Source organism: Stenotrophomonas rhizophila (genome assembly GCF_020857975.1).
Classification (GTDB): Bacteria; Pseudomonadota; Gammaproteobacteria; order Xanthomonadales; family Xanthomonadaceae; genus Stenotrophomonas; species Stenotrophomonas rhizophila_C.
The window spans coordinates 204,435-228,132 of sequence record NZ_JACWUO010000007.1 but is presented as its reverse complement, the minus strand read 5'-3'; the positions used below and the strand labels follow the sequence as shown (position 1 = coordinate 228,132).

The following is a 23,698-nucleotide window of genomic DNA, read 5'->3' as shown; positions in this document are numbered from 1 at the left end:
ATCCGCCCCGGCGGGGTCATGCCCCCGGTCGACGGCACGTAGCGGTGACGGCGGCATGATCCTGGTAGGGTCGCACCCCGGTCGACTTCACGCTGCGGTGATCGGCGCGGCGAAGGCCAGACATCCATCGCAAGGCGCTACTCCGGTCGAGGTCATGCCTTACCGGGGTGACGCACACCATCGGCAGTCGATCGGGATGCGACCCTACCAGCATCGACGCGGCTGCCGAGGGCGGCCGTGCCGGCTACAACTCCGCGCCGGCGTCCCCTTCCGGTTCCAGCGCCTTGACCAGCACCGCCGCCTGGGTGCGGCTGTGGCATTCGAGCTTCTTCAGGATCGCGGTGACATGCACCTTCACCGTGTTTTCGGCCAGCCCCAGCTCGTAGGCGATCTGCTTGTTGAGCAGGCCATCGGCCAGGCACAGCAGCACGCGGAACTGCTGCGGGGTCAGCTGGGCCAGGCGCGCGGCCAGCAGGGCATCGGACTCGGAACGTTCGGCGGCCATCGCCGGAAACCACACCCCGCCATCCAGCACCGCGGCCACCGCCTGGCCGATGGCCTCGGCCGGGGCCGACTTGGGGATGAAACCGGCCGCGCCGAACTGCTGGGCACGGCGGATCACCCGCGGATGGTCATTGGAGGAAACCACCACCACCGGAATATCCGGATGCGCGCCACGCACGTGCAGCAGCGCGGAGAAACCGCGGGCACCGGGCATGGTCAGGTCCAGCAGCACCAGCTCGATGTCCGGCTGCTGGCCCAGCGCCGCCTCCAGCGCCGATGCGCTGGCCACCTCGACCACCCGCGCCTGCGGCATGGCCTGGCGCAGCGAATGCACCACGGCCGCGCGCAGCAGCGGGTGGTCGTCGGCAATCAGGACGGTCGGTTCACTCATGCGGCCAATTGTAATGGGGTTGACGGCCAGTGGCCGTCACTACCGGCGCGGACAGCAGGCACCGCGGGCTTACGGTGCCTGCTGGCGCATGCTGCCGCGCCACGCCTCCAGGAACTGGCGCCGCTTCAGCCCGTCCAGGTAGACCAGCAGGCCCGGCCCCAGCTGGATCGGCCGGTAGCTGCGCTCGGGCGAACGCCCGCGCTGCTGGCCCTGCGCCGGCAGGATCGGCATCAGCCGCGCCTCGCGCGAGAGCACCTGCTGGCCGCGTGGCGACAGCAGGTAATCGAGGAAACGGCGCGCTTCCAACGGGTGCCGGCTGCTGCGCGGGATCACCGCGGTGCGCAACACCACCAGCGTGTAGTCTTCCGGCTCGACGATGCCCAGCGGCGCGCCGGCGTCGATGCGCGCCTGCGCATAGGAGCCCAGCACGTTGTAGACCAGCGACAACTCGCCGCTGCTGACCCGGTCCAGCAGCACCCCGGTGCGCTCCTCCAGCTGCACCTGGTTGTCGCCCAACGCGCCCAGCAATGCGCCGGCCATGCTGCCGCGCTGGCCGTCCTGGGTGGCCAGCAGGTAGCCCACGCTGCTGCGCTCCACATCGTAGGTGCCCACCTTGCCGCGCAACGGTGCGTCGGCGGCGCGCAGCAGTTCCAGCAGCTGCCGGCGGGTGCGCGGCACCCGTGCGGCCGGCAGCGTGCGGGTGTTGTAGACCATCGCCACCGGCTCGTAGCTGATCCCGAACGCCTCGTGCCGCCACTGCGCCCACGCCGGCAGCGCGTCGGTCTGCGCCGAGCGGTGCGCCAGCGCATGGCCGTCGTTGACCAGCCGGGTCTGCAGGTCCATGCCGCTGCTGATCAGCATGTCCGGCGCCTGCGCGCCGTCGCGGTCGCGCAGGTAACGCGCGTAGATGTCCTGGGTGATCACATCCTCATAGAGGATCTCGGTGCCCGGGTGCAGGCGCTGGTAATCGGCGATCACCGTGGCGAATACCTCGATGTCGGTCGAGCCGTGGATGCGCAGCTGCGCCAGCGCCGGGCCCTTGGCCGGGAACCGCTGCACATCGCCCGGCGCGGCCAGCGCGGCGGTACTGGCGGCCAGCAGCGCCAGCGCCAACAGAACTCTCATGGGTGCATCCTCGGCAGGTGCAGGGTGGCGACCAGGCCACCGTCGACGCGGTTGGCCAGGTCGATGCGGCCGCCATGGCTGTCGACCACCCGCTTGACGATCGCCAGGCCCAGCCCGGCGCCGCCGGCGGCGGCCCCTTCGCCGCGCGCGAAACGCTCGAACACGCGCTCGGCATCGGCCGCGGCAATGCCCGGGCCGTGGTCGGCGACGGTCAGTACCCAGTGCTGCGCCTCTTCGGTAAGTGCCACCTGCAGGGTACCGTCGCCGCCGTACTTGATGGCGTTGTCGATCAGGTTCTTGATGGCCTCGCGCAGCAGCAGCGCATCGCCGTGTAGCCAGGCCGCCTGTGCGCTCACCGCCAGCTGCACGCGCGGGGCCGGCAGTGCCTGCGGCAGCGCTTCATGCAATGCCTGGTGCACGGTTTCGGCCAGGTCCACCGGGGCGAAGCGCTGCAGGTTGGCCCGGTGGATCACGCTGGCGTCGCTGAGCAGCTGGTTGAGCAGGCGGCTCATGTGGGTGGCATTGCGCTCGATGGCGTGCAGGCTGCGCCGCATGTCCTCGGGATCTTCCTCGTCCAGTGCCAGCTGCGCCTGCGCGCGCAGCGCAGCCAGCGGCGTGCGCATCTGGTGCGCGGCCTCGGCCATGAACGCCCGCAGGGTTTCATTGCTGCCCTGCAGGCGGCCCATGAAGTGGTTCAGCGCGCCCACCATCCTGTCCATCTCGCGCGGCACGCTGGCGTCCAGCGGCTTCAGGTCGGACGGCTCGCGCCGGGCCAGCTCGCGCTCCATCCGCACCAGCGGGCGCAGCGCGCGGTGCACGCCCAGGCCCACCAGGGCCAGCGACAGCAGCGACAACACGGCGATGGCCAGCAACGCACGGGTCACCATGTCCTGCGCCAGCGCTTCGCGCGCGCGCCGGGTCTGGCCCACCTGCACCCGCACTTCGCCCTGCGCCGACGGCGAGGACACCCGCCGCGACACCACCACAAAGCGCACCTGCTCGCCGCTGTAGAGGGCATCGAACAGCTGCGGGCGGTCACTGGGCGCATGCGGCGGCAGCGGCAGGTCCGCGTAGCCGGTCACTGTCTGCTCGCGTGCGTCGGACACGCGGTAGAACACGCGGTCTTCCGGTGCCATGGCCAGCAGGTCCAGCGCGGCATACGGCAGGTCCACCTGCCATTGCGCCTCCACCAGCGCCACCGAATCGATGATCGACAATGCCGAGGACACCAGCAGGTGGTCGTAGGAGCGGTTGGCGGCACGTTGCCCGTAGGCGCGCGCGCCGAACAGCAAGGCCACCGCGAACAGCGCCAGGAACGCGCCCAGGTACAGCCACAGCGTATGCCGGATCGAGCCGGAGGTGCGCGGGTCAGTCGTCATCGCCGCACGCACTGCCGGCATCGTCGTCCACCGCTTCGAGCAGGTAGCCGCTGCCGCGCACGGTGACGATGCGCAGCGGCGCGTCGGCCAGCTTGCGGCGCAGCCGGCCCACGTACAGCTCGATCGCATTGGGGCCGGCCTCGTCGTCGAAACCGAACAGGCCATTGCCGATCTCATCCTTGCCCACCACCTGGCCGATCCGTCCCATCAGGATTTCCAGCAGGCGGAATTCGCGGTTGGGCAGTTCGATCGGCTGGCCGTCCAGACTGACCCGGTGCGAGGCATTGTCGAACTGGAAGGCACCGATCTGCACCACGTCGCTGGCCTGGCCGCGGGCGCGCCGCAGCAGCACCCGGCAGCGCGCCTCCAGTTCGCGGAAATCGAACGGCTTGCCCAGGTAATCGTCGGCACCTACGTCCAATGCCTGCACGCGGTCTTCGATGCCGTCGCGTGCGGTCAGCATCAGCACCGGGGTACTGTCGCCGCGCTCGCGCATGCCGGCCAGTACCCGCAGCCCGTCCAACCCGGGCAGGCCGATGTCCAGCACCACCAGGTCGAAGCCCTGATAGCGCAGCACGCTGGCTGCGGCCAGGCCATCGCGCTGCCAGTCCACCGCATGGCCGCTGCGGCGCATGCGGCGGACGATGGCATCGGCCAGGTCCGGGTTGTCTTCCACCAGCAGGATGCGCATCGGCCAGGAATCGGGAACGGTGCACAAATCCTAGCGCGTGCGGCCGGCAATGTGGGTCGCGCTGCGCTGCAGCAGGCGCTGACAGGTGGATGACAGCTTGTCCGCACTAGGCTGCGCCATCGCCTCGCGGTCCGCTGCCGGCGCCCGTGCCACACCATCGAACAACCGTGTACCTGGGAGGGTCCGTGGAACTGAACTCACTGCGCTGGCGCATGCCGGCCGCCTGCGCGCTGCTCTCGCTGACCGCTCCGCTGTGGGCCGCCGAAGGCAGCGACGATGACCGCCCGGTCACCGCTACCCTGGGCGGCCGCCTGCACCTGGATTTCGCCGACTTCGACAACGACCGCCGCGGCACGCCCAACAAGGATGACACCGAGGTCCGCCGCGCCTGGGTCGATGTGTCCGGCAGGTTCTTCGCGGTCGACTACAAGCTGGAAGCCGATTTCTCCGACGACCACGTCGAAGCCAAGGACGTCTACGTCAGCCGCAGCTTCGGCGACGCCGGCAAGCTCACCGTGGGCCAGTTCAAGCAGTTCTTCTCGCTGGATGACCGCACCAGTTCCAACTACGGCAGCTTCCTGGAGCGCGGCAATGCCGGCACCACGCTGGCCCCGCTGTACCGCCTGGGCGCCTCCTGGCAGGCCGCCCGCGGCGACATGACCTGGGCGGCCAGCGCCTACAGCCTGGAAAGCATCGACGCCTGGCAGGTCAAGGGCCGCGCCGCTGGTGGCCGGGTCACCTGGGCGCCGGGCGCCACCGCCGGGGACGTGCTGCACCTGGGCCTGTCGCTGGCCCACGAACGCTACGACAACCCCGGCGCCAACGGCGTGCCGGGCCTGAAGATCCGCCCGCGCCCGGCCGGCCACCTGTCCGACAACAGCCGGCTGACCCTGGTCGACTTCTCGGCCGGCCGCGATACCGACGTCAACAAGTGGTCGCTGGAATACGCGCAGGTGCGCGGCCCGCTGTCCTGGCAGGGCGAACTCAGCGGGGCCACCTTCGATGACGGCAGCCAGCGCGGCAAGGTGCTGGCCGGCTACGGCATGCTCAGCTGGTTCGTCACCGGCGAATCGCGCGCCTACGACCGCAAGACCGGCCGCTTCGCGCGGGTCGAGGACCTGCAGCACAAGGCCGGCGCGTTCGAGCTGGCGCTGCGCTACGACCAGATGCGCGGCGACCAGCACCTGGTCGGCGCACCGGACCTGCGCGATGCGCAGACCAGCGCCTGGACCCTGGGCGGCAACTGGTATATGCGCCCGAACCTGCGCCTGATGCTCAACCTGATCCAGAGCCACAACCGCGACCGCCTGGCCGATACCACCGTGGACCGCACCCGCGCGGTGACCGGCCGCCTGCAGTTCGACTTCTAAGCCCTTCCTTCCGTCTACCCCTCCAGGAGTCTGCAGATGATGCTGAGCATCCTCGGCTTTGGCATGGTCATTACATTCATGTATTTGATCATGAGCAAGCGGTTGTCGCCGCTGGTCGCCCTGATCACCATCCCGATCATGTTCGCCCTGCTCGGCGGCTTCGGCGCGGACATCGACGAGATGATGCTGGAAGGCATCAAGAAGATCGCGCCCACCGGCGTGATGCTGATGTTCGCCATCCTGTACTTCGGGGTGATGATCGATGCCGGCCTGTTCGACCCGCTGGTGCGCGTGATCCTGCGCTTCGTCAAGGGCGACCCGATGAAGATCGTGCTCGGCACCGCGATGTTGGCGATGCTGATCTCGCTGGACGGCGACGGCTCGACCACCTACATGATCACCGTGTCGGCGATGCTGCCGCTGTACCAGCGGCTGGGCATGAACGCGCTGAACATGACCTGCGTGACCATCCTCGCCGGCGGGGTGATGAACCTCACCCCGTGGGGCGGCCCGACCGCGCGCGCGGCCACCGCGCTGCACGTGGACCCGGCCGACGTGTTCGTGCCGCTGATCCCGTCGATGGTGCTGGCCTGCGCCGGCGTGCTGCTGCTGGCCTGGTACCTGGGCCTGAAGGAACGGCGCCGGCTGGGCGTGGTGAGTCTGCCGCAGGGCGGCAGCTGGATGGACAGCAGCGTCTCCGACGACGGCAACGCGCTGCCCACCGTGGAAGACGCCGAGGACACCAAGCGGCCGAAGCTGCTGTGGGTGAACCTGGCCCTGACCGTGGCGCTGATGACCGCGCTGATCATCGGCGTGCTGCCGATGCCGGTGCTGTTCATGGTCGGCTTCGCCATCGCCCTGGTGATCAACTACCCGAACCTGGCCGAGCAGCGCCGCCGCGTGGTCAACCATGCCGGCAACGTCCTGTCGGTGGTAGCGCTGATCTTCGCCGCGGGCATCTTCACCGGCATCCTCAACAACACCGGCATGGTCGAGGCGATGTCGCACAGCTTCCTGGCGATCATCCCCGACAGCTGGGGCCCGTACCTGGCGGTGATCACCGCGATCGCCTCGATGCCGTTCACCTTCTTCATGTCCAACGACGCGTTCTACTTCGGCGTGCTGCCGATCCTGTCCGAGGCGGCCGGCAACTACGGCATCACCCCGGTGGAAATGGCCCGCGCCTCGCTGGCCGGGCAGCCGGTGCACCTGCTCAGCCCGCTGGTGCCGTCCACCTACCTGCTGGTGGGCCTGGCCAAGGTCGAGTTCGCCGACCACCAGAAGTTCACCCTGAAGTGGGCCGTGGCCATTTCGTTGCTGCTGATGGTCGGCAGCCTGTTGTTCGGCCTGTACCCGCTGGCCGCCTGATCGGATTACCAAGGAGCGTTCTGCAATGACTCTTCGCATCGCCTACGTCACCAGCGGTATGGGCAGTGTCGGCACTGCCATCTGCCAGAAACTGGCCCGCAACGGCCACACCGTGGTTGCCGGCTGCGCGCCGAACTCGCCGCGCAAGGCCGGCTGGCTGCGCGAGCAGCGCGAGCTGGGCTTCGACTTCATCGCCTCCGAAGGCAATGCCGGCGACTGGCACTCCAGCGTGGCCGCCTTCACCAAGGTCAAGGCCGAGGTCGGCGAGATCGACGTGCTGGTCAACAACGCCGGCGGCAGCCGCGACGTGCTGTTCCGGCAGATGAGCCAGGACGACTGGAACGCGGTGATGGGCTCCAACCTGCATGCCCTGTTCAACATCACCAAGCAGGTGATCGACGGCATGAGTACGCGCGGCTGGGGCCGCATCGTCAACATCGGTTCGGTCAGCGCGCACAAGGGCCAGATCGGCCAGGTCAACTTCGCCACCGCCAAGGCGGCCATGCACGGCTTCAGCCGCGCGCTGGCCAATGAAGTGGCCGCGCGCGGGGTCACCGTCAACACCATTTCGCCGGGCTATATCGCCAGCCAGTCGATCAGCAGCTTCCCGCCGGACGTACTGGACCGGCTGGCCGGCTCGGTACCGCTGCGCCGCCTGGGCAAGCCGGAGGAAGTGGCCAGCCTGTGTGCGTGGCTGGCCTCGGACGATGCCGCGTACGTTACCGGCGCGGACTATGCGGTGAACGGCGGCCTGCACATGTTCTGAGCTTCAACGCATCCACGTGATGCGGGACCTCCCCCACGAGGTGCGCCGCGGTGCTGATGCGCCGCGGCTTTTTCTTTGGTTCCTCTATCGGGGGTAGGTCCGACCCGTGGTCGGACACGCTTCGTTCCAGCACCACGTTGTCCGAGCACGGCTCGGACCTACCATAAATCGGCAAAGCGCCTCCTTTTAAGGGACGTAGCGCCGGGCGAATCGCTGACGTTGACCGGCACCACCGACCAACGGTCGGTGGCTACCGGTGGGTGCGCGACGGCAACCGCTCAGGCGCCTCAGAATTCCGCCGCCACCGTCATGAAGATCTGCCGCGGTGCGCTGGCGTGGATCGCGTAGCGCGTCCCGGTCGGATCGGTCGGGGCGAAGGCGCTCAACTGGCCCGCGTAGCGCTTGTTGGTCAGGTTGGTCGCATTGAGCGAGACCTTGATATCGCGCAACCCCAATCCAGGCCCGAACGAATAGCCGGCGCCCGCATCGAAGGTGGTCACGCCCGGCACCGACTGGTCGTTGGTATAGGTGTAGTACCGCTTGCCAGTGTACTTGGCACGCAGGCTGGCGAAGAACCCGTCGCGGTTCCAGCTGATCTCGCTGGAGGCCATCCGCTGTGGCGTATCCACGGTGATCTTGCCGGCCACCGGCACCACCGCGCCGCCGGAGATGTAGTCGTCCTCGTAGGTGGTCTTGTTCCAGGACAGCGCGTTGTACCACTGCAGGCCGTCGACCGGCTTGAGGATGAAGGTCAGTTCCGCGCCGCGGCTCTTGACCGAGCCGACGTTGATGAAGCGGGTGATGCACTCCGGCCGGGTGCCCACTTCGATGCTGGTGCATGGGTTGAGCGACAGCAGGCGGTTGTCGAACACCACGTTGTAGGCGGCGATGGAGGCCTGGTATTTCTCACCGAAGGTACGGAAGCCGGCTTCCAGGGTCTTGGACTTCTCCGGCTCCAGCCCGGCACTGGCCGCGAACGACTCCGGCGAGACCTGCAGCGGGCCGCCGCTGCCACCGCCGACGAAGGCGGCGATGTTCTCCGAGTAGGAGGCGAACAGCTCCTGGTTCGGGGTCAGCTTGAAACCGATACCGGCCTGCGGCAGCACCGATTCCTTGGCCGTCAGCGTGCCCGACGCATAGCTGGCTTCGGTGCCCGGCTTGGCGGTGGCGGTCATGCGCGTGTTCGGGCTCTTGATACCGACATCAATGGTGAGGCGGTCGTCGAGGAAGCGCATGCGGTCCTGCACGTAGAACTGGCGCGTGCGGATATCGAAGTCCTGGTCGAACAGGCGGCGGTCGGGGTGGTTCAGGTAGCCGTCGTCGAGGAACGGGCCGGTGATGTAGTAGAAGTTGCGCTCGATGTTGTGGTCGTTGCGCTCGTACCACAGGCCCGCTTCCAGCGCGTGGATGCCCCATTGCCAGCTCAGTGCAGCGGTGATGCCCTGGCGGTTGATGGTGTAGTTGCTGCTGCGGATGGAAATCGGCAGCGCCTGCGGGGTACCCGGGTTGGACGGCTGGCCCGGCGCCCACCAGTGGCCCTGGCCGCGGTTTTCGTGGTGGTAGCCCAGCAGTTTCAGCCGCGCGTTGTCGCCCAGCGCCAGATCGGCATCCAGCGCGTACAGGTTGTCGTCGCGCAACGCGCGGCTCTGGTAGTAGGCATCGTCGATGCTGTTGACGCCGCCGCTGAACGCGCACTTCTGTGCGTTGTAGGTGCCCGGCGCGCAGTAGGCGGCGGCCACGGCGCGGTCCCAGTCCGGCGCGTAGATATTCCAGTCGTAGCCCAGGCCGCGGTCGAGCATGTTCTTGGACAGGTAGGCGTAGTTGGCCTGGCTGACCCGCGAGGTGGCGGCGAACGCGCCGAAGCGGTGGTCGCCCACGTTCCACACGGCCTTGGCGTTGAACTGCCGGGTAGTCTGGTTCTGGTAGGGCGCGGCCCACATGTCCGAGTCCTGGTGCACGCCGGACACATAGGCCGAGAAGCCGTTGAGGTCGCCGGTGTCCACGCGCAGGTAACCGCGGCGCTGGTTGTCATCGCCGACGGTGACGCTGGCACGGCCGCCGAACTCGGTGGACGGGTCCTGCGAGAAATACTGGATGGTGCCACCCAGGTTGCTGGTGGAAGCCACGCCCAGCGAACCGATGCCCTGCGACAGTTCGGCGCCGGCCAGGTTCTCGGCGATCAGCGCGCGGGCGATGCTCAGGCCGTTGTAGTTGCCGTAGCTGTTGTCGCCCAGCGGAATGCCATCCAGCGTATAGCCCAGTCGGCTCTTGTCGAAGCCACGCAGGCTGATGCTTTGCGATTCCTCGTTGGCCCCGAAGGCATCGTTGGACTGCACCGACACGCCAGGCAGCCGATCGAGGATCTTCTGGCCACTGGTACCCGGCGGCAGCACCTCCTTGTCGACCGCGGTGATGCGCTGCACCTGGCGGGTTTCGCCCTGGCCGATCACCGACACGGTGTCCAGGGTCTGGGCACTGGGCGAAGCTGCAGCTTCACCGGTTGCATCCACTTCGGCGGCGTGGGCATGGGCGGCGCACAGCGCCAGCGCGACGGCGAGGGTCAGGGGTCGGGTAAGCATGGTGATCCGTTGCATGGAGGGTGATGACCTGCGCTATGCAGGGGCATGACCATCATGCGAGCGGAACATGAAAGGATTTTGACGGTGGCGCGCGCAGCCGACGAAATGCGACGCAGTGCATGGAACCTGCGCCGTTGCGCTATTCGGCGGCCAGTTGGTCCATGCGAATGCGGTTGGCGAACAGCGAAAACGCCAGCATGCCGGCCAGACCGTTGGCGCGGCTCACCCAATGCGGCAACCAGCGCGGCGGGCGCAGGATGCCTTCCTCGAACAGCGGGGCGAAGGCAATCGCATCGGTCAGCGACATCTTGCCGGCAAACAGCCAACGGCAGACCTGCAGGCGGTCTTCGGCCAGCATGTGGCGGAAGAAAGTGTGCACCGAGACCAGCCCGCGCAGGTACACGGTGTCCTTGGTGAAGGCCGCGCCGCCGCTCGGCGGTACGCCGCGGAACACGCGCTGGGCCGAGGCGAAGCTCTCTTCGTTGTTCTGCCCTGCTTCGCAGAAATAGCGGAACACGGCGATGAAGTCGGCGCCTTCGCGCGCCATCGCGATCGCTTCGGTGCGCAGGCTGATGCGCTTGAGCCGTTCGATGTCGATGCTGCCGGTGATCTGCTCGGCGAAGGTGGCCAACCCTTCCTGGGTGGCGGTGACCCGCGGCGAGGACAGCGCCAGGCTGGGCAGGTGCGGTTGCTCGCGGCCGTTGAGCGCGGTCAGCGAGTGCACCAGGGCCTCGTGGTGGAACAACTGCGCCCGGTCGTAGGCACTGAAGCGCGCACTGGTGCGCAGGCGGATCCGGGTCGGGCCGGCGGCAGCCTTGGAAATCAGTTCCGGGTCCAGCTGCACGCTGATGATGCGCGATTCGAAGAACGCATCCAGGTCGCTCTGTAGCTGCAGCTGCAGCGCGGTGGCCGAGACCGGCACCTGTTCTTCCGGTGCCAGCAGTTCGTGGTCCAGTTCCTGCGCGATCTGGATGAAGTGGCGGGCGGCCTCGCGGGTGCTGGGGCCATTGCCCGGCAGCGGGTCTTCGGGCGCGCCGAACAGTTGCACCGAATAGCGGTCTACCGCGGCGGTGCCGAGCGATTCGAGCAGGCCCGCAGCCAAGTCCCAGCTATGCGCCGAACGCTGCACGTACAGGCCGATCGGATGGTCCGGATCGCAGCGGGCGCTGATCGCGGCCAGCGCACGGCGGGTATCGCCGAAGTCCAGCCTGGGATAGTCCACCTGCGGCAGCGCCGGCTGGCCGCGCGCCACGCTGGCCAGGAACGGCGCCTGCAGCGCCGCCGGCCAGCTGGTCAGGCCCAGCAGCTTGATCCCGGCCACCGCCTCCACCAGTTGCGCGTCGAGCGCGGTGTGGCGGGCCACCTCACCATCCACGGTCATCGGGGTGTCCATGGGCGGACATTAGCAGGCTCGGCATCAAACGGTGAACAGGCCGTCGATCACTGCCCAGGTCTCCGCACCGCCTCCGCAGCCATCGGCAACCGGGGCTAGATCCACGCCGCGCGTGGAGGCCGCGCGCAGCGCGGCGCAAACGTCCGGAGTCGAGGCAGCAATGCCTCCGGCATCCCATCGACGCTGATCACCGGCCGAAGCCTGCGCTCAGGCGTTCATGACCGCGGAACGAAGCGCATCCACGCAACCACGCGTATCCCGTGGATTCAGATGCCTCCTCGCGTGGCGACGCGCTCAATATATCGGCAAACCTCGTTCATGAGGCGCGGCGAGGATCTACCGGGATACCGCCAGCCCCTCATCCACCCCATGGAGGAACAGCCCCCTTTGGTAAAGGGGGCGCGCCGACAGGCGCGGGGATTTGGAGGTGGTGAGCCGGGGCCCGATGTTTGCCCTGCAAACATTGGGGCTGATGCGCGAATGCGCATCAGCGCGCATCAGCGCCGGCCGCCCTTGCCGCCCGGCCGCCACTGCGCGCCCTTGCCCACATGCTTGCGTTCGATCGCCTGCTGGGCCTGGCGCACGGCCAGCTTGGCGGCTGCGGCGGCCACTTCTTCCTTGAGCTTGAAGTAGTTCAACAACCGCTCTTCGTCCAGCGTGCCGTCGTCGATCGCCGCACGGATCGCACAGCCCGGCTCGCGCTGGTGCGCGCAGTCGCGGAAGCGGCATTGCGCCGACAGGGCTTCAACGTCGGAAAAGCCCCCTTCGCTCAGCGCCTCCTCGCCGGTCGGCTTGAGTTCGCGCATGCCGGGGGTATCGATCAGGCAGGCGCCGGCCGGCAGCGGGATCAGCGCGCGGTGGGTGGTGGTATGGCGCCCGCGCGAATCGTTGCTGCGCACGTCGGCGGTCTTCATCCGCTCCTCGCCCAGCAGGGTATTGGTCAGCGTGGACTTGCCGGCGCCGGAAGAACCGACCAGCACCACGGTGCTGCCGGCACCCAGCCACGGCAGCAGCGCCGAGGCGCTGGCCGGGTCCTTGCCGTTGATCGCCAGCAGCGGGATGTCCTGCGCGGCCAGTTCTTCCAGCACATCCAGGGCATCCTGGCTGTATTCGGTCTGGTCGGCCTTGGTCAGCACCACCACCGGCTGCGCGCCGCCACCGCCCACCAGCAGCAGGTAGCGTTCGATCCGGCGCGGGTTGAAGTCCGCATCCAGCCCGCAGACGATGAACACCGTGTCGATGTTGGCCGCGATCACCTGCTGGTGGTAATGCTCGCCGGCCGCGCCGCGCTTGATCGCGGTCCGCCGCGGCAGCAGCGCGACGATCTTGATGCCGTCCAGCAGCACCCAGTCGCCCACCGCGGCGCGCTCATGGCTGGGGAATCGCGGGCGCTGCCACTCCGGCGGCGATTCGGTCTTGATCGCCGCGTCGGGCGCATCGGACACGATGTAGCCGGTGCGGTGCTGCTCGATCACCCGGCCCGGGCGCGCCTGCGGGAACTGCTCGAACAGGGCCTGCCATGCCGGCAGCTCGGGGCCGCCCGGCCAGGGCCAGCCGATGGTCTGCAGGGCAAGGTAATCAGTGGATTCGCTCATCGCACCCATTCTAGAGGGTGTGGCGGCCGGCCGTCGCTGCGGTGCGCCGGCATGCGGGGGGCGAACCGGCAGCCCCTTTCACCCGCAACTGCCCGCCAGGGCTGGGAATTCATCCCGAAAACCTATGCCCCGCAACGCAACAATTCCGCTACCATGCGGTTTCCATGCCTGAATGACGGCCCGTTCATGTCCACGCCTCCGCTGAAGCCGCTCGCCACCCGCGAGCGCCTGTCCGAAGTCCGCTACGAGATCCGCGGCGAACTGGCGCGGCGAGCGCGTGAGCTGGAGGCCCAGGGCCGCAAGCTGATCAAGCTGAACATCGGCAACCCGGGCGCCTTCGGCTTCCGCGCGCCCGAGCACCTGCAGCGCGCGATCGCCGACGACATGGGCCGCACCGACCCGTATACCCACCAGCAGGGCCTGCCGGAGGCACGTGACGCGATCGCCGCCGCCTACGCCCGGCGTGGCGCGCCCGATGCGCATCCGGACCGGGTATTCGTCGGCAACGGGGTCAGCGAGCTGATCGACCTGTCGCTGCGCGCCCTGCTCAACCCCGGCGATGAAGTGCTGGTGCCCTCGCCCGACTACCCGCTGTGGTCGGCGGCGACCATCCTCAACGACGGCCGCCCGGTGTACTACCGCTGCGCGCCGGAGAACGGCTTCCAGCCGGACCCGGTCGAAATCGAATCGTTGGTGTCCTCGCGCACCCGCGCGATCGTGCTGATCAACCCCAACAACCCCAGCGGCGCCAGCTACTCGCGCGAACTGCTGGAGCGCATCGTCGCCATCGCCGCCCGCCACAACCTGCTGCTGATGGTCGATGAGATCTACGACCAGATCCTCTACGACGACGCGCAGTTCCATCCGGTGGCGCCCATGGCCGGCGAGCACCCGTGCATCACCTTCAGCGGGCTGAGCAAGGTGCACCGCGCCTGCGGCTGGCGGGTGGGCTGGGCGATGCTGTCCGGCGCGGCCGAGCGGCTGGGCGAGTTCCGCGCGGCGATGGACCTGCTCAGTGCGCTGCGGCTGTGCGCCAACGTGCCCGGCCAGTACGCCATCGAGGCGGCAGTCAACGGGCCGGACACCATCTCGGCGTTGTGCGCGCCGGGCGGGCGCCTGTATGAAACCCGCCGGGCGGTGATCGAGGCCTGCAACGCCAGCGAGCACCTGTCGCTGGTGGCCCCGGCCGGTGCGCTGTACGCGTTCCCGGCGGTGGTCGGGCCGGCCGCGCGCAGCTTCGACGACCATGATTTCGCGCTGGAACTGATGAACGAGGAAGGCGTGCTGGTCGTGCCCGGCTCCAGCTTCAACGTGCCCTACCGCCACCACTTCCGCGTCACCCTGCTGCCCGAAGCGGAGGTCATGGGCGATGTATTCGCGCGCATCGACCGCGCCCTGGCCCGCCGCGCCGAAGCCAACACCAAGGTGGTACCGCTGAAGCCGCGCAGCGCGGTAGCCTGAGCGATGGCGCTGTCCTACCTGGCACTGGGCGATTCCTACACCATCGGCGAAGGCGTCGACCCGGCCGGGCGCTGGCCGCTGCAGCTGGCCGACGCACTGCGCCGCGGCGGTATCGCGCTGGACGACCCGCGCATCATCGCCACCACCGGCTGGACCACCGACGAACTGGACGCCGGCATCGACGCCGCCGCGCCGCAGGGCCCGTTCGACCTGGTCAGCCTGCTGATCGGGGTCAACGACCAGTACCGCGGGCGCAGCGTGGACGACTACCGCCCACGTTTCACCGCCCTGCTGCAGCGCGCGCTCGGCTTTGCCGGCAACCGCGCACCGCGCGTGCTGGTGCTGTCGATTCCCGATTGGGGGGTGACCCCCTTCGCGGCCGGGTCCGGGCGCGACCGCATCCAGATCGGCCACGAACTGGATGCCTACAACGCCGCCGCCGCGGCGATCTGTGCCGAACACGACGTGGCGTTCATCGATATCACCGACCTCACCCGCACCGCCGGCGGCGAAGCGGCGATGCTGGCCGACGACGGCCTGCACCCCTCGGCGGCAATGTATGCGCTGTGGAACCAGCGCGCCTACCCGGTGGCGCGCCTGCACCTGGCCGCGGAGGCAGCACCCTGAGCACGGACGCCACACCACTGGCCAGGGAACAGGCCCGCCATATCGCCGAGGCCTTCCGGCCCTCCCGGCAGCTGGGCAGCCGGCGCGACTACTACTACAGCCGCGGCAAGCTCGGCAGCGACCCGCTGTACCCGGGCGTGCTGGCCGCGCTGGCCCCGGCCCCGGCGCCGTTGCTGGACATCGGCTGCGGGCTGGGCCTGCTGGCCCACGTGCTGCGCCAGGCCGGGCAGCAGCAGCCCTACCTGGGCGTGGACATCGACGCGGACAAGATCGCGCGCGCGCAATGCGCCGGTACCCGCGCGGGGCTGGCCGACGCGCGCTTTGCCTGCCTGGATGCCAGCGCCGAGCTGCCCGACCACCACGGCAGCGTAGCCCTGCTGGACGTGCTGCAGTACCTGCCGGCGCAGGCCCAGGCCGCGCTGCTGGGCCAGGCCGCCGCGCGCGTGGCGCCCGGTGGGCGGCTGGTGATTCGTACCACCCTGGCCGACAACAGCGGCCGCGACCGCACCACCCGCATCACCGACATGCTGGCCCACCTGGTCGGCTGGATGGGCACCCGCCCGCGCCACTACCCCGATGCGGCCAGCGTGCGCGCGCCGCTGGAAGCGGCCGGCCTGCACCTGCAGATGGCCCCGCTGTACGGCAATACCCCGTTCAACAACTGGCTGATCTGCGCCGAGCGCGCTGCGGCACCGTGACTGCGCGCGCATACTCACGCCCCGTCCCGGCATGGAGCCCCACATGAACCTGCAAGCGCCCCGCCATTCCGCGCTGGGCATCGCCGCGCTGGTGGTCAGCCTGTGCGGGCTGGTGATGTTCGCCATCAGCGCGCACTACGCCCATACCCCCGCCCACGCGCAGATGCGCGAGCTGCCGGTGGTGCTGCTGGTGGTGCTGTGCATCAGCGCCGGCCTGGCCGTGCTGGCCACCCTGCTGGGCATCGGCAGCCTGCTGCAGCACCGCCGCCGCCGGGTGACCGGGGTGCTGGCGCTGGGGCTGTCGGTCACCCTGCTGATGGCGCAGGTGTCGCTGGGCAGCTGGATGCGCCAGCAGTGGCAGCATTCCCATCCGGTGGCCATGGCCATCCCTGCGGCCGCGTCGGCCTGAGCCCGGCGGCCCCGTTACAGGAGTTCACATGCAGATCCGTCATTCCGGGCTGGGCATCGCCTCGTTCATCCTGTCGCTGGGCGGCGGGGTCGCGCTGTTCCTGCTGGTCGTCCTGGCCGGTTTTGCCGAGATCAATTCCCCCGGCGGGCTGGACGAAGGCGCGCCGATGGCGGTGCTGCTGGGGCTGGGCATCATCGGCGCCGGGCTGCTGGAAATGGTGGCGTTGGCGCTGGGCGTGGCCGGCATCGTGCAGCATGGCCGGCGCCGGGTGCTGGCGATCCTGGGCGTGGTGTTCGCCTGCGGCGCGCTGCTCGGAACGGCTGGATTGATGGTGATCGGCGCGCTCAGCTGAGCGCGGCGTCGGGCAGTTCGGCGCGCAGCCCGCGGTCCTGCAGGGCCTGCAGCACCGCCTCGATGATGGCCAGGTTGTGGCCGTGCGCGGCGCCTTCGTGCAGCAGCACGATCGCGCCGGGGCCAAGATCGGCGTTGATGCGCTCCACCACCGCCTGCGCCTGGCAATCCACGCCATCGAAGCCGCGCGCGCTCCAGCCCACCCGGGTCAGGTTCCAGCGCTGCAGGGCCGGGGCCACGAACGGGTTGGTCATGCCCACCACCGAGCGGTACCAGCGCGGCGGCTGGCCGGCGATGGCGGTCAGGGCCTGCTGGCACCGGGCGATTTCATCGGCCATCGCCGCCGGCCCCAGCCGCCAGAAGCGGGCCTGCGGGTGGCCGTGGCTGTGGTTGCCCAGGCTGTGCCCGCGCGCCAGCATCTGCCGCACCAGGTCAGGCTGGGCCAGCGCACGCTCGCCGACCAGGAAAAAGGTGGCCTTGGCCTGGTAGCGGTCGAGCAGGTCCAGTACCGCCGGGGTCTCGTGCGAAGGGCCGTCATCGATGGTCAGCCATACCCGTGGCGCCGGGCCCGGCAGGCGGCTCAGCACCGGCGCGTAGAAGCGGCTGTTGGGCAGGAACACCGGCACCATGAACAGCGCGTGCGAGGCCAGCATCAACGGCAGCCCCGCCAGCCAGCCCAGCGCCACCCAGGCCCATGCCACCAGCAATTGGGACAGCAGCAGCCAGGGCAGCCAACGCCACGGGTGGCGGGGAATGCGATGCAACGTTTCCGGTACGGTCATGCCCCATGATGCCATGCCGCGTAGAATGTCCGGTTCCAAACGCCGGACCGACCGCCATGTCCCTTGAACCCGCCCTGCGCTCGCGCATCGAATCCATCCTCAACGCCAACCGCGTCGTGCTGTTCATGAAGGGTCAGCCGGGCATGCCGCAGTGCGGTTTCTCGGCCAAGGCCGTGGGCGCGCTGCAGGATCTGGGCGTGGAGTTCGCCCACGTCAACGTGCTGGCCGACCAGGAAATCCGCGAAGGCATCAAGGCCTATGGCGACTGGCCGACCATCCCGCAGCTGTACATCGACGGCGAACTGGTCGGCGGCAGCGACATCCTGCTGCAGATGGCCGGCAGCGGTGAGCTGAGCAGCATGCTCGGCCTGGCCGCACCGGACCGCACCGCGCCGTCGATCACGGTGACCCCGGCCGCGGTGGAGATGCTGCGCGGTGCGCTGGCCGACGCCCCGGGCGCGTCGCTGCAGCTGGGCATCGATGCCAACTTCCAGCCGAACTTCCAGCTGGCCCCGCACGATGACAACGCCATCGCCGCCGAATCCAACGGCCTGCGCGTGCAGTTCGACCTGGCCAGCGCACGCCGCGCCGATGGCATCACCATCGACTGGGTCGACGACATCCGCGGCAAGGGCCTGGCGATCGACAACCCGAACGCACCGAAAAAGGTGCAGGAACTGGCGGTGCGCGATGCCGACGACCGTCTGCGCGCCGGCAGCATCACCGTGGTGGACGTGCGTCCGGCCGACGAGCGTGCGATCGCCTCGATCAACGCCGCGTTCGACACTTTCGACGGCGACAACCGCGCGCGTCTGGAAGCCCTGCCCAAGGACACCGCGCTGGCCTTCCTGTGCCACCACGGCGGCCGCAGCGCGCAGGCGGCCGAGCAGTTCCGCGCGCTGGGCTTCACCGAGGTGTTCAACATCACCGGCGGCATCGATGCCTGGTCCAACGATGTGGACAACAGCGTGCCGAAGTACTGATCGCCCGAGGTAACGCGATCAACGAAAAACGCCGGCATTGCCGGCGTTTTTTGTTCATGGCGTCGGTGGGTGCCTATCCACGCATGGCATGGATCTACCCCGAGGGCACGCAAGGCCTCCACACGCGGGTGACGGCAATCGCCGAAGCACACCATCCGTAGATCCACGCCATGCGTGGATGGCGCGGCGCCGGATCAGCCGGCAAACCCGCCCTCGGCCAGGTAATCCAGTTCTTCCGGCGTCGGCATCCGCCCCAGCACGGCATTGCGGTGCGGGAAACGGCCGAAGCGGCGGATGATGTCGCGGTGCAGTTCGGCGTACCGCAGGTATTCCTTGTCGCCCAGCACGTCGAACATCGCCACCGAACGCTCCTGGTCCTGCGGGTCTTCGGAATGTTCGAACGGCAGGTAGATGAAGGCACGCAGCTTGGGCACCAGCTGCAGATCCAGCCCCTCCTCCACCGCGCGCATCGCGTAGTGTCGGGCCAGGCCATCGGTGGCGTAGGAATGGGCGGTGTCGCGGAAGCAGTTGCGCGGGAACTGGTCGAGCAGGATCATCAACGCCAGCGCTCCGTCGGCCGTGCCCAGCCAGTGCTCACGGGCACGTCGCGCCGCCGCGTAGTGCTCCTCGAGGAACCGCTGGCGGAACCGCGCATCGAACGCATCATCGCGTGCGAACCACTGCTGTGGTCCCGCCTCGCGCCAGAACTCCACCACTTGTGCCGCCACGTCCATTCACTACCCCTGTCGGCGGTGCGTCCCCGAGACGCCCACCGGTACCATTGCAATCACTCATCAAAGCGCAGATGGCGGACCGACTTGCCGTTGCGCCGTATTAGCTTAAGCGCCTCGATACCGATCTGGATATGGTTTTCAACGAACTGGGAACTGACCTTGGCGTCGGACGCCTCGGTCTTCACCCCGTCCGGGATCATCGGCTGGTCGGACACCAGCAGCAACGCCCCGATCGGAATGTGGTTGGCAAAGCCGGCCGCGAACAGCGTAGCGGTTTCCATGTCGATGGCCATGCAGCGCATCAGCCGCAGCTTTTCCTTGAATGCCTCATCATGCTCCCAGACCCGTCGGTTGGTGGTGTAGACCGTGCCGGTCCAGTAATCGTGGCCGAGGTCGCGGATGGTGGTGGACACCGCCCGTTGCAGCGCGAATGCCGGCAGCGCCGGTACTTCCGGCGGCAGATAGTCGCTGGAGGTGCCCTCGCCGCGGATCGCGGCGATCGGCAGGATCAGGTCGCCCAGCTGGTTCTTGCGCTTGAGCCCGCCGCACTTGCCCAGGAACAGCACCGCCTTGGGCATCACCGCCGACAGCAGGTCCATCACGATGGCCGCATTGGGGCTGCCCATGCCGAAGTTGATCAGGGTGATGTCGTCGCTGGTGACGCTGGCCATCGGTCGGTCCAGGCCCTGCACCGGTGCCCCGGTCAGCTGCGAAAAGGCATGCAGGTAGCCGGCGAAATTGGTCAGCAGCACGTGCTGGCCGAACTGGTCCAGCGGCACCCCGGTGTAACGCGGCAGCCAGTTTTCGACGATTTCCTGTTTGCTCTTCATCCTGCAGTTCCTGTCCAGCACCTGGTTGACCAGCCACCTATTCTGGGGATGCACGACGAACAAGCAAGAAAAAGGCGGCCATGGGCCGTGTTCCGGCGCAGGCGCGGCCATGCCCCGCTGCCGCGCCTGTGCGCCTGGCCACTTGGCAAACCCTCGTTCCACCGCTAGCGTCGCCGGTTACGTCGATGCCATACCGGGGAAACCATGCGCACACGATTGACCGCCGGCCTGGGCCTGGCGCTGTTCTCACTGGCCGCGCCGTCGGCACCGGCCGCGTCGCGCTTCATGCAGGACCCCTACCCGAGCACCTACGCGCCGATCGCCTCGGCGCCGGTGCTGATCCGCAACGCCACCGTGCTGACCGGCACCGGGGTGCGGCTGGAACGCACCGACGTGCTGCTGCGCGATGGCCGCATCGCCGCCCTGGGCACCGCGCTGGACGCGCCGGCCGATGCGCGGCAGGTGGATGCGCAGGGCAAGTGGGTGACGCCGGGCATCATCGATGTGCACTCGCACCTGGGCGTCTACCCCAGCCCGGGCGTGGGCGCGCACAGCGACGGCAACGAGATGACCGCGCCGGTCACCGCCAATGTCTGGGCCGAGCATTCGGTATGGCCGCAGGATCCGGGCTTTGCCGCCGCGCTGGCCGGCGGGGTGACGTCCATGCAGGTGCTGCCCGGTTCGGCCAACCTGGTCGGCGGGCGCGGGGTCACGTTGAAGAACGTGGCCGCCACCACCTACCAGGCGATGAAATTCCCCGGCGCGCCGTGGGGCCTGAAGATGGCCTGCGGCGAGAACCCCAAGCGCGTCTATGGCGGCGGCAAGGGCATCGCACCGGGCACGCGGATGGGCAACGTGGCCGGCTACCGCGCCGCCTTCATTGATGCCAGCGAGTACATCGCCAAGAACGCCGCGCGCAAGCCGGCGCAGAAGAAACGCTGGTTCAGCGGCAGCGACAAGGGCGACAGCGCCGGCGATGCCGGTGGCAAGCGCGACCTGAAGCTGGACACGCTGGCCGGCGCCATCCAGGGCGACATCCGCGTGCATATCCACTGCTACCGCGCCGATGAAATGGCCACCATGCTGGACCTGTCCAAGGAGTTCGGCTTCAAGATCGCCGCCTTCCACCACGCGGTGGAAGCCTACAAGCTGGCCGACCGGCTGGCCGCCGAAGGCGTCTGCGGCGCGTTGTGGGCCGATTGGTGGGGCTTCAAGATGGAAGCCTTCGACGGCATCCAGGACAACATCGCGCTGGTCGATCGCCCGGCCAACAGCTGCGCGATCGTGCACTCCGATTCGCCCGAGGGCATCCAGCGGCTCAACCAGGAGGCGGCCAAGGTGATCGCCAATGCGCGCCGTGCCGGCATCGAGATCGCGCCGGAGCGGGCCATGATGTGGCTGACGCTCAACGCGGCGCGCGCGCTGGGCGTGGAACAACAGACCGGCAGCCTGGAGGTGGGCAAGATGGGCGATGTGGTGGTGTGGAACGGCAGCCCCTTCAGCTCCTATGCGCTGGCCGAGAAGGTGTACGTGGACGGCCACCAGGTCTACGACCGCCATGACCCGCGCCGGCAACCGCTGTCGGACTTCATGCTCGGCCAGGAGGCCCGGCCATGAGCGCGGTGACCCGCCTTGCGCTGCGTTGCCCGGTAGTGCGTTGCCGGGCATGGCTCGGCACTACCCTTCTGCTGCTGGCGGCGCTGCCGCTGCAGGCCCAGGACCTGCTGATCCGCAACGCCACGGTGCATACCGTCAGCGCGCGCGGCAGCCTGGAACACGCCGATGTACTGGTCCAGGGCGGGGTGATCCGCGCCGTCGGCAGCGGCCTGTCCGCGCCGGCCGGGGTGGCGGTGGTGGAGGCGGCCGGCAAGCCGCTGACCCCGGCGCTGTTCGGCGGCATCACCGAGATCGGCATCGAGGAGGTCTCCGGCGAAGCGGCCACGGTGGACAGCACCCTGAAGCTGACCGAGCAACCGCTGCGGCCAGAGTTCGATGTCAGCCTGGCCTACAACCCGGCCTCGGTGCTGGTGCCGGTTGCACGCCTGGACGGGATCGGCTTCACCGCCCTTGGGGCGAACAGTGGCGGCGGCTTCATTGCCGGCCAGGGCGGCGTGGTGCGCCTGGACGGCAGTGCCGAGCCGATCGGGCCGCTGGCGTTGTACATCCGCCTGGGCGCGTCCGCTGCCGAGCTCACCGGCAGCTCGCGCGCGGCGCAGTGGATGCTGCTGGAACAGATGGTCAGCGAGGCGCGCGGCCGGGTACCGGCCGATTCGCCGCACGCGCTGCTGACCCCGGCCGGGCGCAGCACCCTGGCGCGCTACCTGGCCGGCCAGGGCCGGATCGTGGTGCAGGTCGACCGCGCCGCCGACATCGGCCAGCTGCTGCGCTGGGCCGCCCGCGAGAAGGTGAAGATCGCCATCGCCGGTGGCGCCGAGGCCTGGCGCCTGGCCCCGCAGCTGGCCCGGGCCGGGGTGCCGGTGTTCGTCGATGCGCTGGGCAACCTGCCGGCCAGTTTCGACCAGCTCGGGGCTACCCTGGAAAACGCCGCACGGCTGCGTGCGGCCGGCGTGCAGGTCAGCTTCGCCCAGCGCGACGATGCCTCGCACAACGCACGCAAGATGCGCCAGCTGGCCGGCAACGCGGTGGCCAACGGCCTGCCCTGGCAGGACGGCCTGGCCGGGCTGACCCGGGTGCCGGCGCAGGTGCTGGGGGTGGGCGAGCGCATCGGCAGCATCGAGGTGGGCAAGCTGGCCGACCTGGTGCTGTGGGAAGGCGACCCGCTGGACGTGGGCCACTACGCCGGGCAGGTGTGGCTGGGCGGCCGGGCGATGCCGATGCGTTCGCGCCAGACCGAGCTGCGCGACCGTTACCTGGCCCCGGCCGGCAGCGAACCGCGCGCATACCCGCGCTAAGCGCTCCGGTGGCCGTCGTTCGCGCCGGCCGCCCGGCTGCGGCATGATCGACGCGGTGCCCGACACCGAGGATCGCCATGGACCTGCGCTGGTATTTCGATTTCGTCTCGCCGTTCGCCTACCTGCACTGGCAGCAGCTCAAACAGCTGCCGCAGTTCGAACAGATCACCCCGGTGCCGATCGCCTTCGGCGCCGTACTGGCCCACCTGGGCACCCTGGGCCCGGCCGAGATCCCGGCCAAGCGCCGCTTCATCTACCGCCAGGCGCTGTGGCAGGCCCGGCAGCAGGGCGTGACGTTGCGCTTTCCGCCCGCCCATCCGTTCAACCCGCTGGCCGCACTGCGGTTGTGCCTGGCCGCCGGCGGCACCCACGCGGCGGTGGAGGTGCTGTTCAACTGGATCTGGCGCGACGGCCAGGCCGCCGACAGCTCCCCGGCGCTGGCCCTGCCCGGGGCGATGCTGGGCGTGGCCGACGTAGCCGCCGCGGTGGCCGCACCGGCGGTCAAGGACCAGTTGCGGCACAACACCGAGGCGGCGATCGGCGCCGGCGTGTTCGGGGTGCCCACCCTGGCCATCGACGGGGAGCTGTTCTGGGGCAATGAATCGCATGGGTTGATGCAGGCGGTGCTGGCCGACCCCGGCCTGCTGGACCGGGAGCAGTGGGCCCGGATCGACGACCTGCCGGTCGCGGTGGAGCGGCGGCGCCCGGCGGGCTGACCGCCCGGTCAGGCAGCCGCCGCGTTTTTGGGAT

The 23,698-nt window shown here is 69.1% G+C and carries 22 protein-coding genes; 12 read left to right on the top strand and 10 right to left on the bottom strand.

Annotation, left to right across the window (positions count from 1 at the left end):
• Positions 1-244 precede the first annotated feature (244 nt).
• The 4 genes from IC535_RS09560 to IC535_RS09545 all read right to left on the bottom strand — a co-directional run bounded on the left by IC535_RS09560 (position 245) and on the right by IC535_RS09545 (position 4,090).
• On the bottom strand, positions 245-895 hold the full coding sequence (locus IC535_RS09560) for a LuxR C-terminal-related transcriptional regulator (protein WP_228885446.1): 651 nt from the start codon (positions 893-895) through the stop codon (positions 245-247).
• Positions 896-964: 69 nt separating this feature from the next.
• Entirely contained in the window at positions 965-2,020 is a 1,056-nt protein-coding gene (locus tag IC535_RS09555) for an ABC transporter substrate-binding protein (protein WP_228885445.1), read from the bottom strand.
• Positions 2,017-3,399: a sensor histidine kinase N-terminal domain-containing protein gene (locus IC535_RS09550; RefSeq protein WP_429000338.1), complete on the bottom strand. Its 1,383-nt coding sequence runs from the start codon at positions 3,397-3,399 to the stop codon at positions 2,017-2,019. Before IC535_RS09550 ends, IC535_RS09555 begins: the two co-directional genes overlap by 4 nt.
• On the bottom strand, positions 3,389-4,090 hold the full coding sequence (locus tag IC535_RS09545) for a response regulator transcription factor (protein ID WP_228885443.1): 702 nt from the start codon (positions 4,088-4,090) through the stop codon (positions 3,389-3,391). Before IC535_RS09545 ends, IC535_RS09550 begins: the two co-directional genes overlap by 11 nt.
• Before the next feature lie 212 nt (positions 4,091-4,302).
• Between IC535_RS09545 and IC535_RS09540 the strand changes: the two genes are divergently transcribed.
• Genes IC535_RS09540 through phbB form a run of 3 tightly spaced genes read left to right on the top strand, consistent with a single transcriptional unit; the run spans position 4,303 to position 7,594 of the window.
• Positions 4,303-5,460: an OprO/OprP family phosphate-selective porin gene (locus tag IC535_RS09540; protein ID WP_228885460.1), complete on the top strand. Its 1,158-nt coding sequence runs from the start codon at positions 4,303-4,305 to the stop codon at positions 5,458-5,460.
• 39 nt (positions 5,461-5,499) lie between these two features.
• Positions 5,500-6,828 carry a CitMHS family transporter gene (locus tag IC535_RS09535; protein ID WP_228885459.1) on the top strand — a complete coding sequence of 443 codons (1,329 nt, stop codon included), beginning with the start codon at positions 5,500-5,502 and terminating at the stop codon, positions 6,826-6,828.
• Between the two features lie 25 nt (positions 6,829-6,853).
• A complete protein-coding gene (gene phbB / locus IC535_RS09530) occupies positions 6,854-7,594 on the top strand; it encodes an acetoacetyl-CoA reductase (protein ID WP_228885442.1) in 741 nt (246 codons plus the stop codon).
• Positions 7,595-7,881: 287 nt separating this feature from the next.
• Here phbB and IC535_RS09525 read toward each other — a convergent pair whose 3' ends face one another.
• The 3 genes from IC535_RS09525 to rsgA all read right to left on the bottom strand — a co-directional run bounded on the left by IC535_RS09525 (position 7,882) and on the right by rsgA (position 13,161).
• Positions 7,882-10,173, bottom strand: a complete 2,292-nt coding sequence (locus tag IC535_RS09525; protein WP_228885441.1) for a TonB-dependent receptor — start codon at positions 10,171-10,173, stop codon at positions 7,882-7,884.
• A gap of 139 nt (positions 10,174-10,312) precedes the next feature.
• On the bottom strand, positions 10,313-11,554 hold the full coding sequence (locus IC535_RS09520) for a flavohemoglobin expression-modulating QEGLA motif protein (protein ID WP_429000337.1): 1,242 nt from the start codon (positions 11,552-11,554) through the stop codon (positions 10,313-10,315).
• A gap of 509 nt (positions 11,555-12,063) precedes the next feature.
• Positions 12,064-13,161: a ribosome small subunit-dependent GTPase A gene (rsgA, locus tag IC535_RS09515; RefSeq protein ID WP_228885439.1), complete on the bottom strand. Its 1,098-nt coding sequence runs from the start codon at positions 13,159-13,161 to the stop codon at positions 12,064-12,066.
• 186 nt (positions 13,162-13,347) lie between these two features.
• Here rsgA and IC535_RS09510 point away from each other — a divergent pair, with 186 nt between their 5' ends.
• From IC535_RS09510 to IC535_RS09490, 5 genes are read left to right on the top strand one after another with little or no spacing between them, the layout of a single operon-like run.
• Positions 13,348-14,622, top strand: a complete 1,275-nt coding sequence (locus IC535_RS09510) for a pyridoxal phosphate-dependent aminotransferase (protein ID WP_228885438.1) — start codon at positions 13,348-13,350, stop codon at positions 14,620-14,622.
• Between the two features lie 3 nt (positions 14,623-14,625).
• Entirely contained in the window at positions 14,626-15,249 is a 624-nt protein-coding gene (locus tag IC535_RS09505; RefSeq protein ID WP_228885437.1) for an SGNH/GDSL hydrolase family protein, read from the top strand.
• Positions 15,250-15,266: 17 nt separating this feature from the next.
• Positions 15,267-15,947, top strand: a complete 681-nt coding sequence (locus IC535_RS09500) for a class I SAM-dependent methyltransferase (RefSeq protein ID WP_228885458.1) — start codon at positions 15,267-15,269, stop codon at positions 15,945-15,947.
• Between the two features lie 43 nt (positions 15,948-15,990).
• Positions 15,991-16,356: a hypothetical protein gene (locus tag IC535_RS09495; RefSeq protein ID WP_228885436.1), complete on the top strand. Its 366-nt coding sequence runs from the start codon at positions 15,991-15,993 to the stop codon at positions 16,354-16,356.
• A 28-nt stretch (positions 16,357-16,384) separates the two neighbouring features.
• Entirely contained in the window at positions 16,385-16,708 is a 324-nt protein-coding gene (locus IC535_RS09490; RefSeq protein WP_228885435.1) for a hypothetical protein, read from the top strand.
• On the opposite strand, the gene IC535_RS09485 is transcribed toward IC535_RS09490, so the two are convergent.
• The gene (locus IC535_RS09485) at positions 16,701-17,489 is read right to left on the bottom strand and encodes a polysaccharide deacetylase family protein (RefSeq protein ID WP_228885434.1); all 789 of its coding nucleotides are present in this window, start codon (positions 17,487-17,489) and stop codon (positions 16,701-16,703) included. The genes IC535_RS09490 and IC535_RS09485 overlap by 8 nt on opposite strands.
• 56 nt (positions 17,490-17,545) lie before the next feature.
• Here IC535_RS09485 and grxD point away from each other — a divergent pair, with 56 nt between their 5' ends.
• The gene (gene grxD / locus IC535_RS09480) at positions 17,546-18,472 is read left to right on the top strand and encodes a Grx4 family monothiol glutaredoxin (RefSeq protein ID WP_228885433.1); all 927 of its coding nucleotides are present in this window, start codon (positions 17,546-17,548) and stop codon (positions 18,470-18,472) included.
• Positions 18,473-18,666: 194 nt separating this feature from the next.
• Here the strand turns inward: grxD and IC535_RS09475 are convergent, their stop codons facing one another.
• Together IC535_RS09475 and IC535_RS09470 are read right to left on the bottom strand one after the other, a co-directional pair.
• Positions 18,667-19,206 (bottom strand): DUF924 family protein, encoded by a 540-nt coding sequence (locus IC535_RS09475; protein ID WP_228885432.1) that lies wholly within the window; start codon positions 19,204-19,206, stop codon positions 18,667-18,669.
• Between the two features lie 53 nt (positions 19,207-19,259).
• Positions 19,260-20,036, bottom strand: a complete 777-nt coding sequence (locus IC535_RS09470; protein WP_228885431.1) for an AMP nucleosidase — start codon at positions 20,034-20,036, stop codon at positions 19,260-19,262.
• Between the two features lie 204 nt (positions 20,037-20,240).
• Between IC535_RS09470 and IC535_RS09465 the strand changes: the two genes are divergently transcribed.
• The 3 genes from IC535_RS09465 (at position 20,241) to IC535_RS09455 (ending at position 23,664) form a co-directional block, all read left to right on the top strand.
• Entirely contained in the window at positions 20,241-21,653 is a 1,413-nt protein-coding gene (locus IC535_RS09465; protein ID WP_228885430.1) for an amidohydrolase, read from the top strand.
• Positions 21,650-22,948, top strand: coding sequence for an amidohydrolase family protein (locus IC535_RS09460; RefSeq protein WP_228885429.1), 1,299 nt, complete (start codon positions 21,650-21,652; stop codon positions 22,946-22,948). The genes IC535_RS09465 and IC535_RS09460 overlap by 4 nt, the downstream gene beginning before the upstream one ends.
• A 77-nt stretch (positions 22,949-23,025) precedes the next feature.
• Positions 23,026-23,664 carry a 2-hydroxychromene-2-carboxylate isomerase gene (locus IC535_RS09455; protein WP_228885428.1) on the top strand — a complete coding sequence of 213 codons (639 nt, stop codon included), beginning with the start codon at positions 23,026-23,028 and terminating at the stop codon, positions 23,662-23,664.
• Positions 23,665-23,698 lie beyond the last annotated feature (34 nt).

Coding starts and splice junctions, on each gene's coding strand:
- IC535_RS09470 (WP_228885431.1), bottom strand. CDS start 20,036: ATGAAGAGCAAACAGGAAATCGTCGAAAACTGGCTGCCGCGTTACACC.
- phbB (WP_228885442.1), top strand. CDS start 6,854: ATGACTCTTCGCATCGCCTACGTCACCAGCGGTATGGGCAGTGTCGGC.
- IC535_RS09465 (WP_228885430.1), top strand. CDS start 20,241: ATGCGCACACGATTGACCGCCGGCCTGGGCCTGGCGCTGTTCTCACTG.
- IC535_RS09545 (WP_228885443.1), bottom strand. CDS start 4,090: ATGCGCATCCTGCTGGTGGAAGACAACCCGGACCTGGCCGATGCCATC.
- IC535_RS09560 (WP_228885446.1), bottom strand. CDS start 895: ATGAGTGAACCGACCGTCCTGATTGCCGACGACCACCCGCTGCTGCGC.
- IC535_RS09520 (WP_429000337.1), bottom strand. CDS start 11,554: ATGACCGTGGATGGTGAGGTGGCCCGCCACACCGCGCTCGACGCGCAA.
- IC535_RS09460 (WP_228885429.1), top strand. CDS start 21,650: ATGAGCGCGGTGACCCGCCTTGCGCTGCGTTGCCCGGTAGTGCGTTGC.
- IC535_RS09525 (WP_228885441.1), bottom strand. CDS start 10,173: ATGCTTACCCGACCCCTGACCCTCGCCGTCGCGCTGGCGCTGTGCGCC.
- grxD (WP_228885433.1), top strand. CDS start 17,546: ATGTCCCTTGAACCCGCCCTGCGCTCGCGCATCGAATCCATCCTCAAC.
- IC535_RS09540 (WP_228885460.1), top strand. CDS start 4,303: ATGCCGGCCGCCTGCGCGCTGCTCTCGCTGACCGCTCCGCTGTGGGCC.
- IC535_RS09475 (WP_228885432.1), bottom strand. CDS start 19,206: ATGGACGTGGCGGCACAAGTGGTGGAGTTCTGGCGCGAGGCGGGACCA.
- IC535_RS09510 (WP_228885438.1), top strand. CDS start 13,348: ATGTCCACGCCTCCGCTGAAGCCGCTCGCCACCCGCGAGCGCCTGTCC.
- IC535_RS09455 (WP_228885428.1), top strand. CDS start 23,026: ATGGACCTGCGCTGGTATTTCGATTTCGTCTCGCCGTTCGCCTACCTG.
- IC535_RS09485 (WP_228885434.1), bottom strand. CDS start 17,489: ATGACCGTACCGGAAACGTTGCATCGCATTCCCCGCCACCCGTGGCGT.
- IC535_RS09535 (WP_228885459.1), top strand. CDS start 5,500: ATGCTGAGCATCCTCGGCTTTGGCATGGTCATTACATTCATGTATTTG.
- IC535_RS09495 (WP_228885436.1), top strand. CDS start 15,991: ATGAACCTGCAAGCGCCCCGCCATTCCGCGCTGGGCATCGCCGCGCTG.
- rsgA (WP_228885439.1), bottom strand. CDS start 13,161: ATGAGCGAATCCACTGATTACCTTGCCCTGCAGACCATCGGCTGGCCC.
- IC535_RS09555 (WP_228885445.1), bottom strand. CDS start 2,020: ATGAGAGTTCTGTTGGCGCTGGCGCTGCTGGCCGCCAGTACCGCCGCG.
- IC535_RS09505 (WP_228885437.1), top strand. CDS start 14,626: ATGGCGCTGTCCTACCTGGCACTGGGCGATTCCTACACCATCGGCGAA.
- IC535_RS09550 (WP_429000338.1), bottom strand. CDS start 3,399: ATGACGACTGACCCGCGCACCTCCGGCTCGATCCGGCATACGCTGTGG.
- IC535_RS09490 (WP_228885435.1), top strand. CDS start 16,385: ATGCAGATCCGTCATTCCGGGCTGGGCATCGCCTCGTTCATCCTGTCG.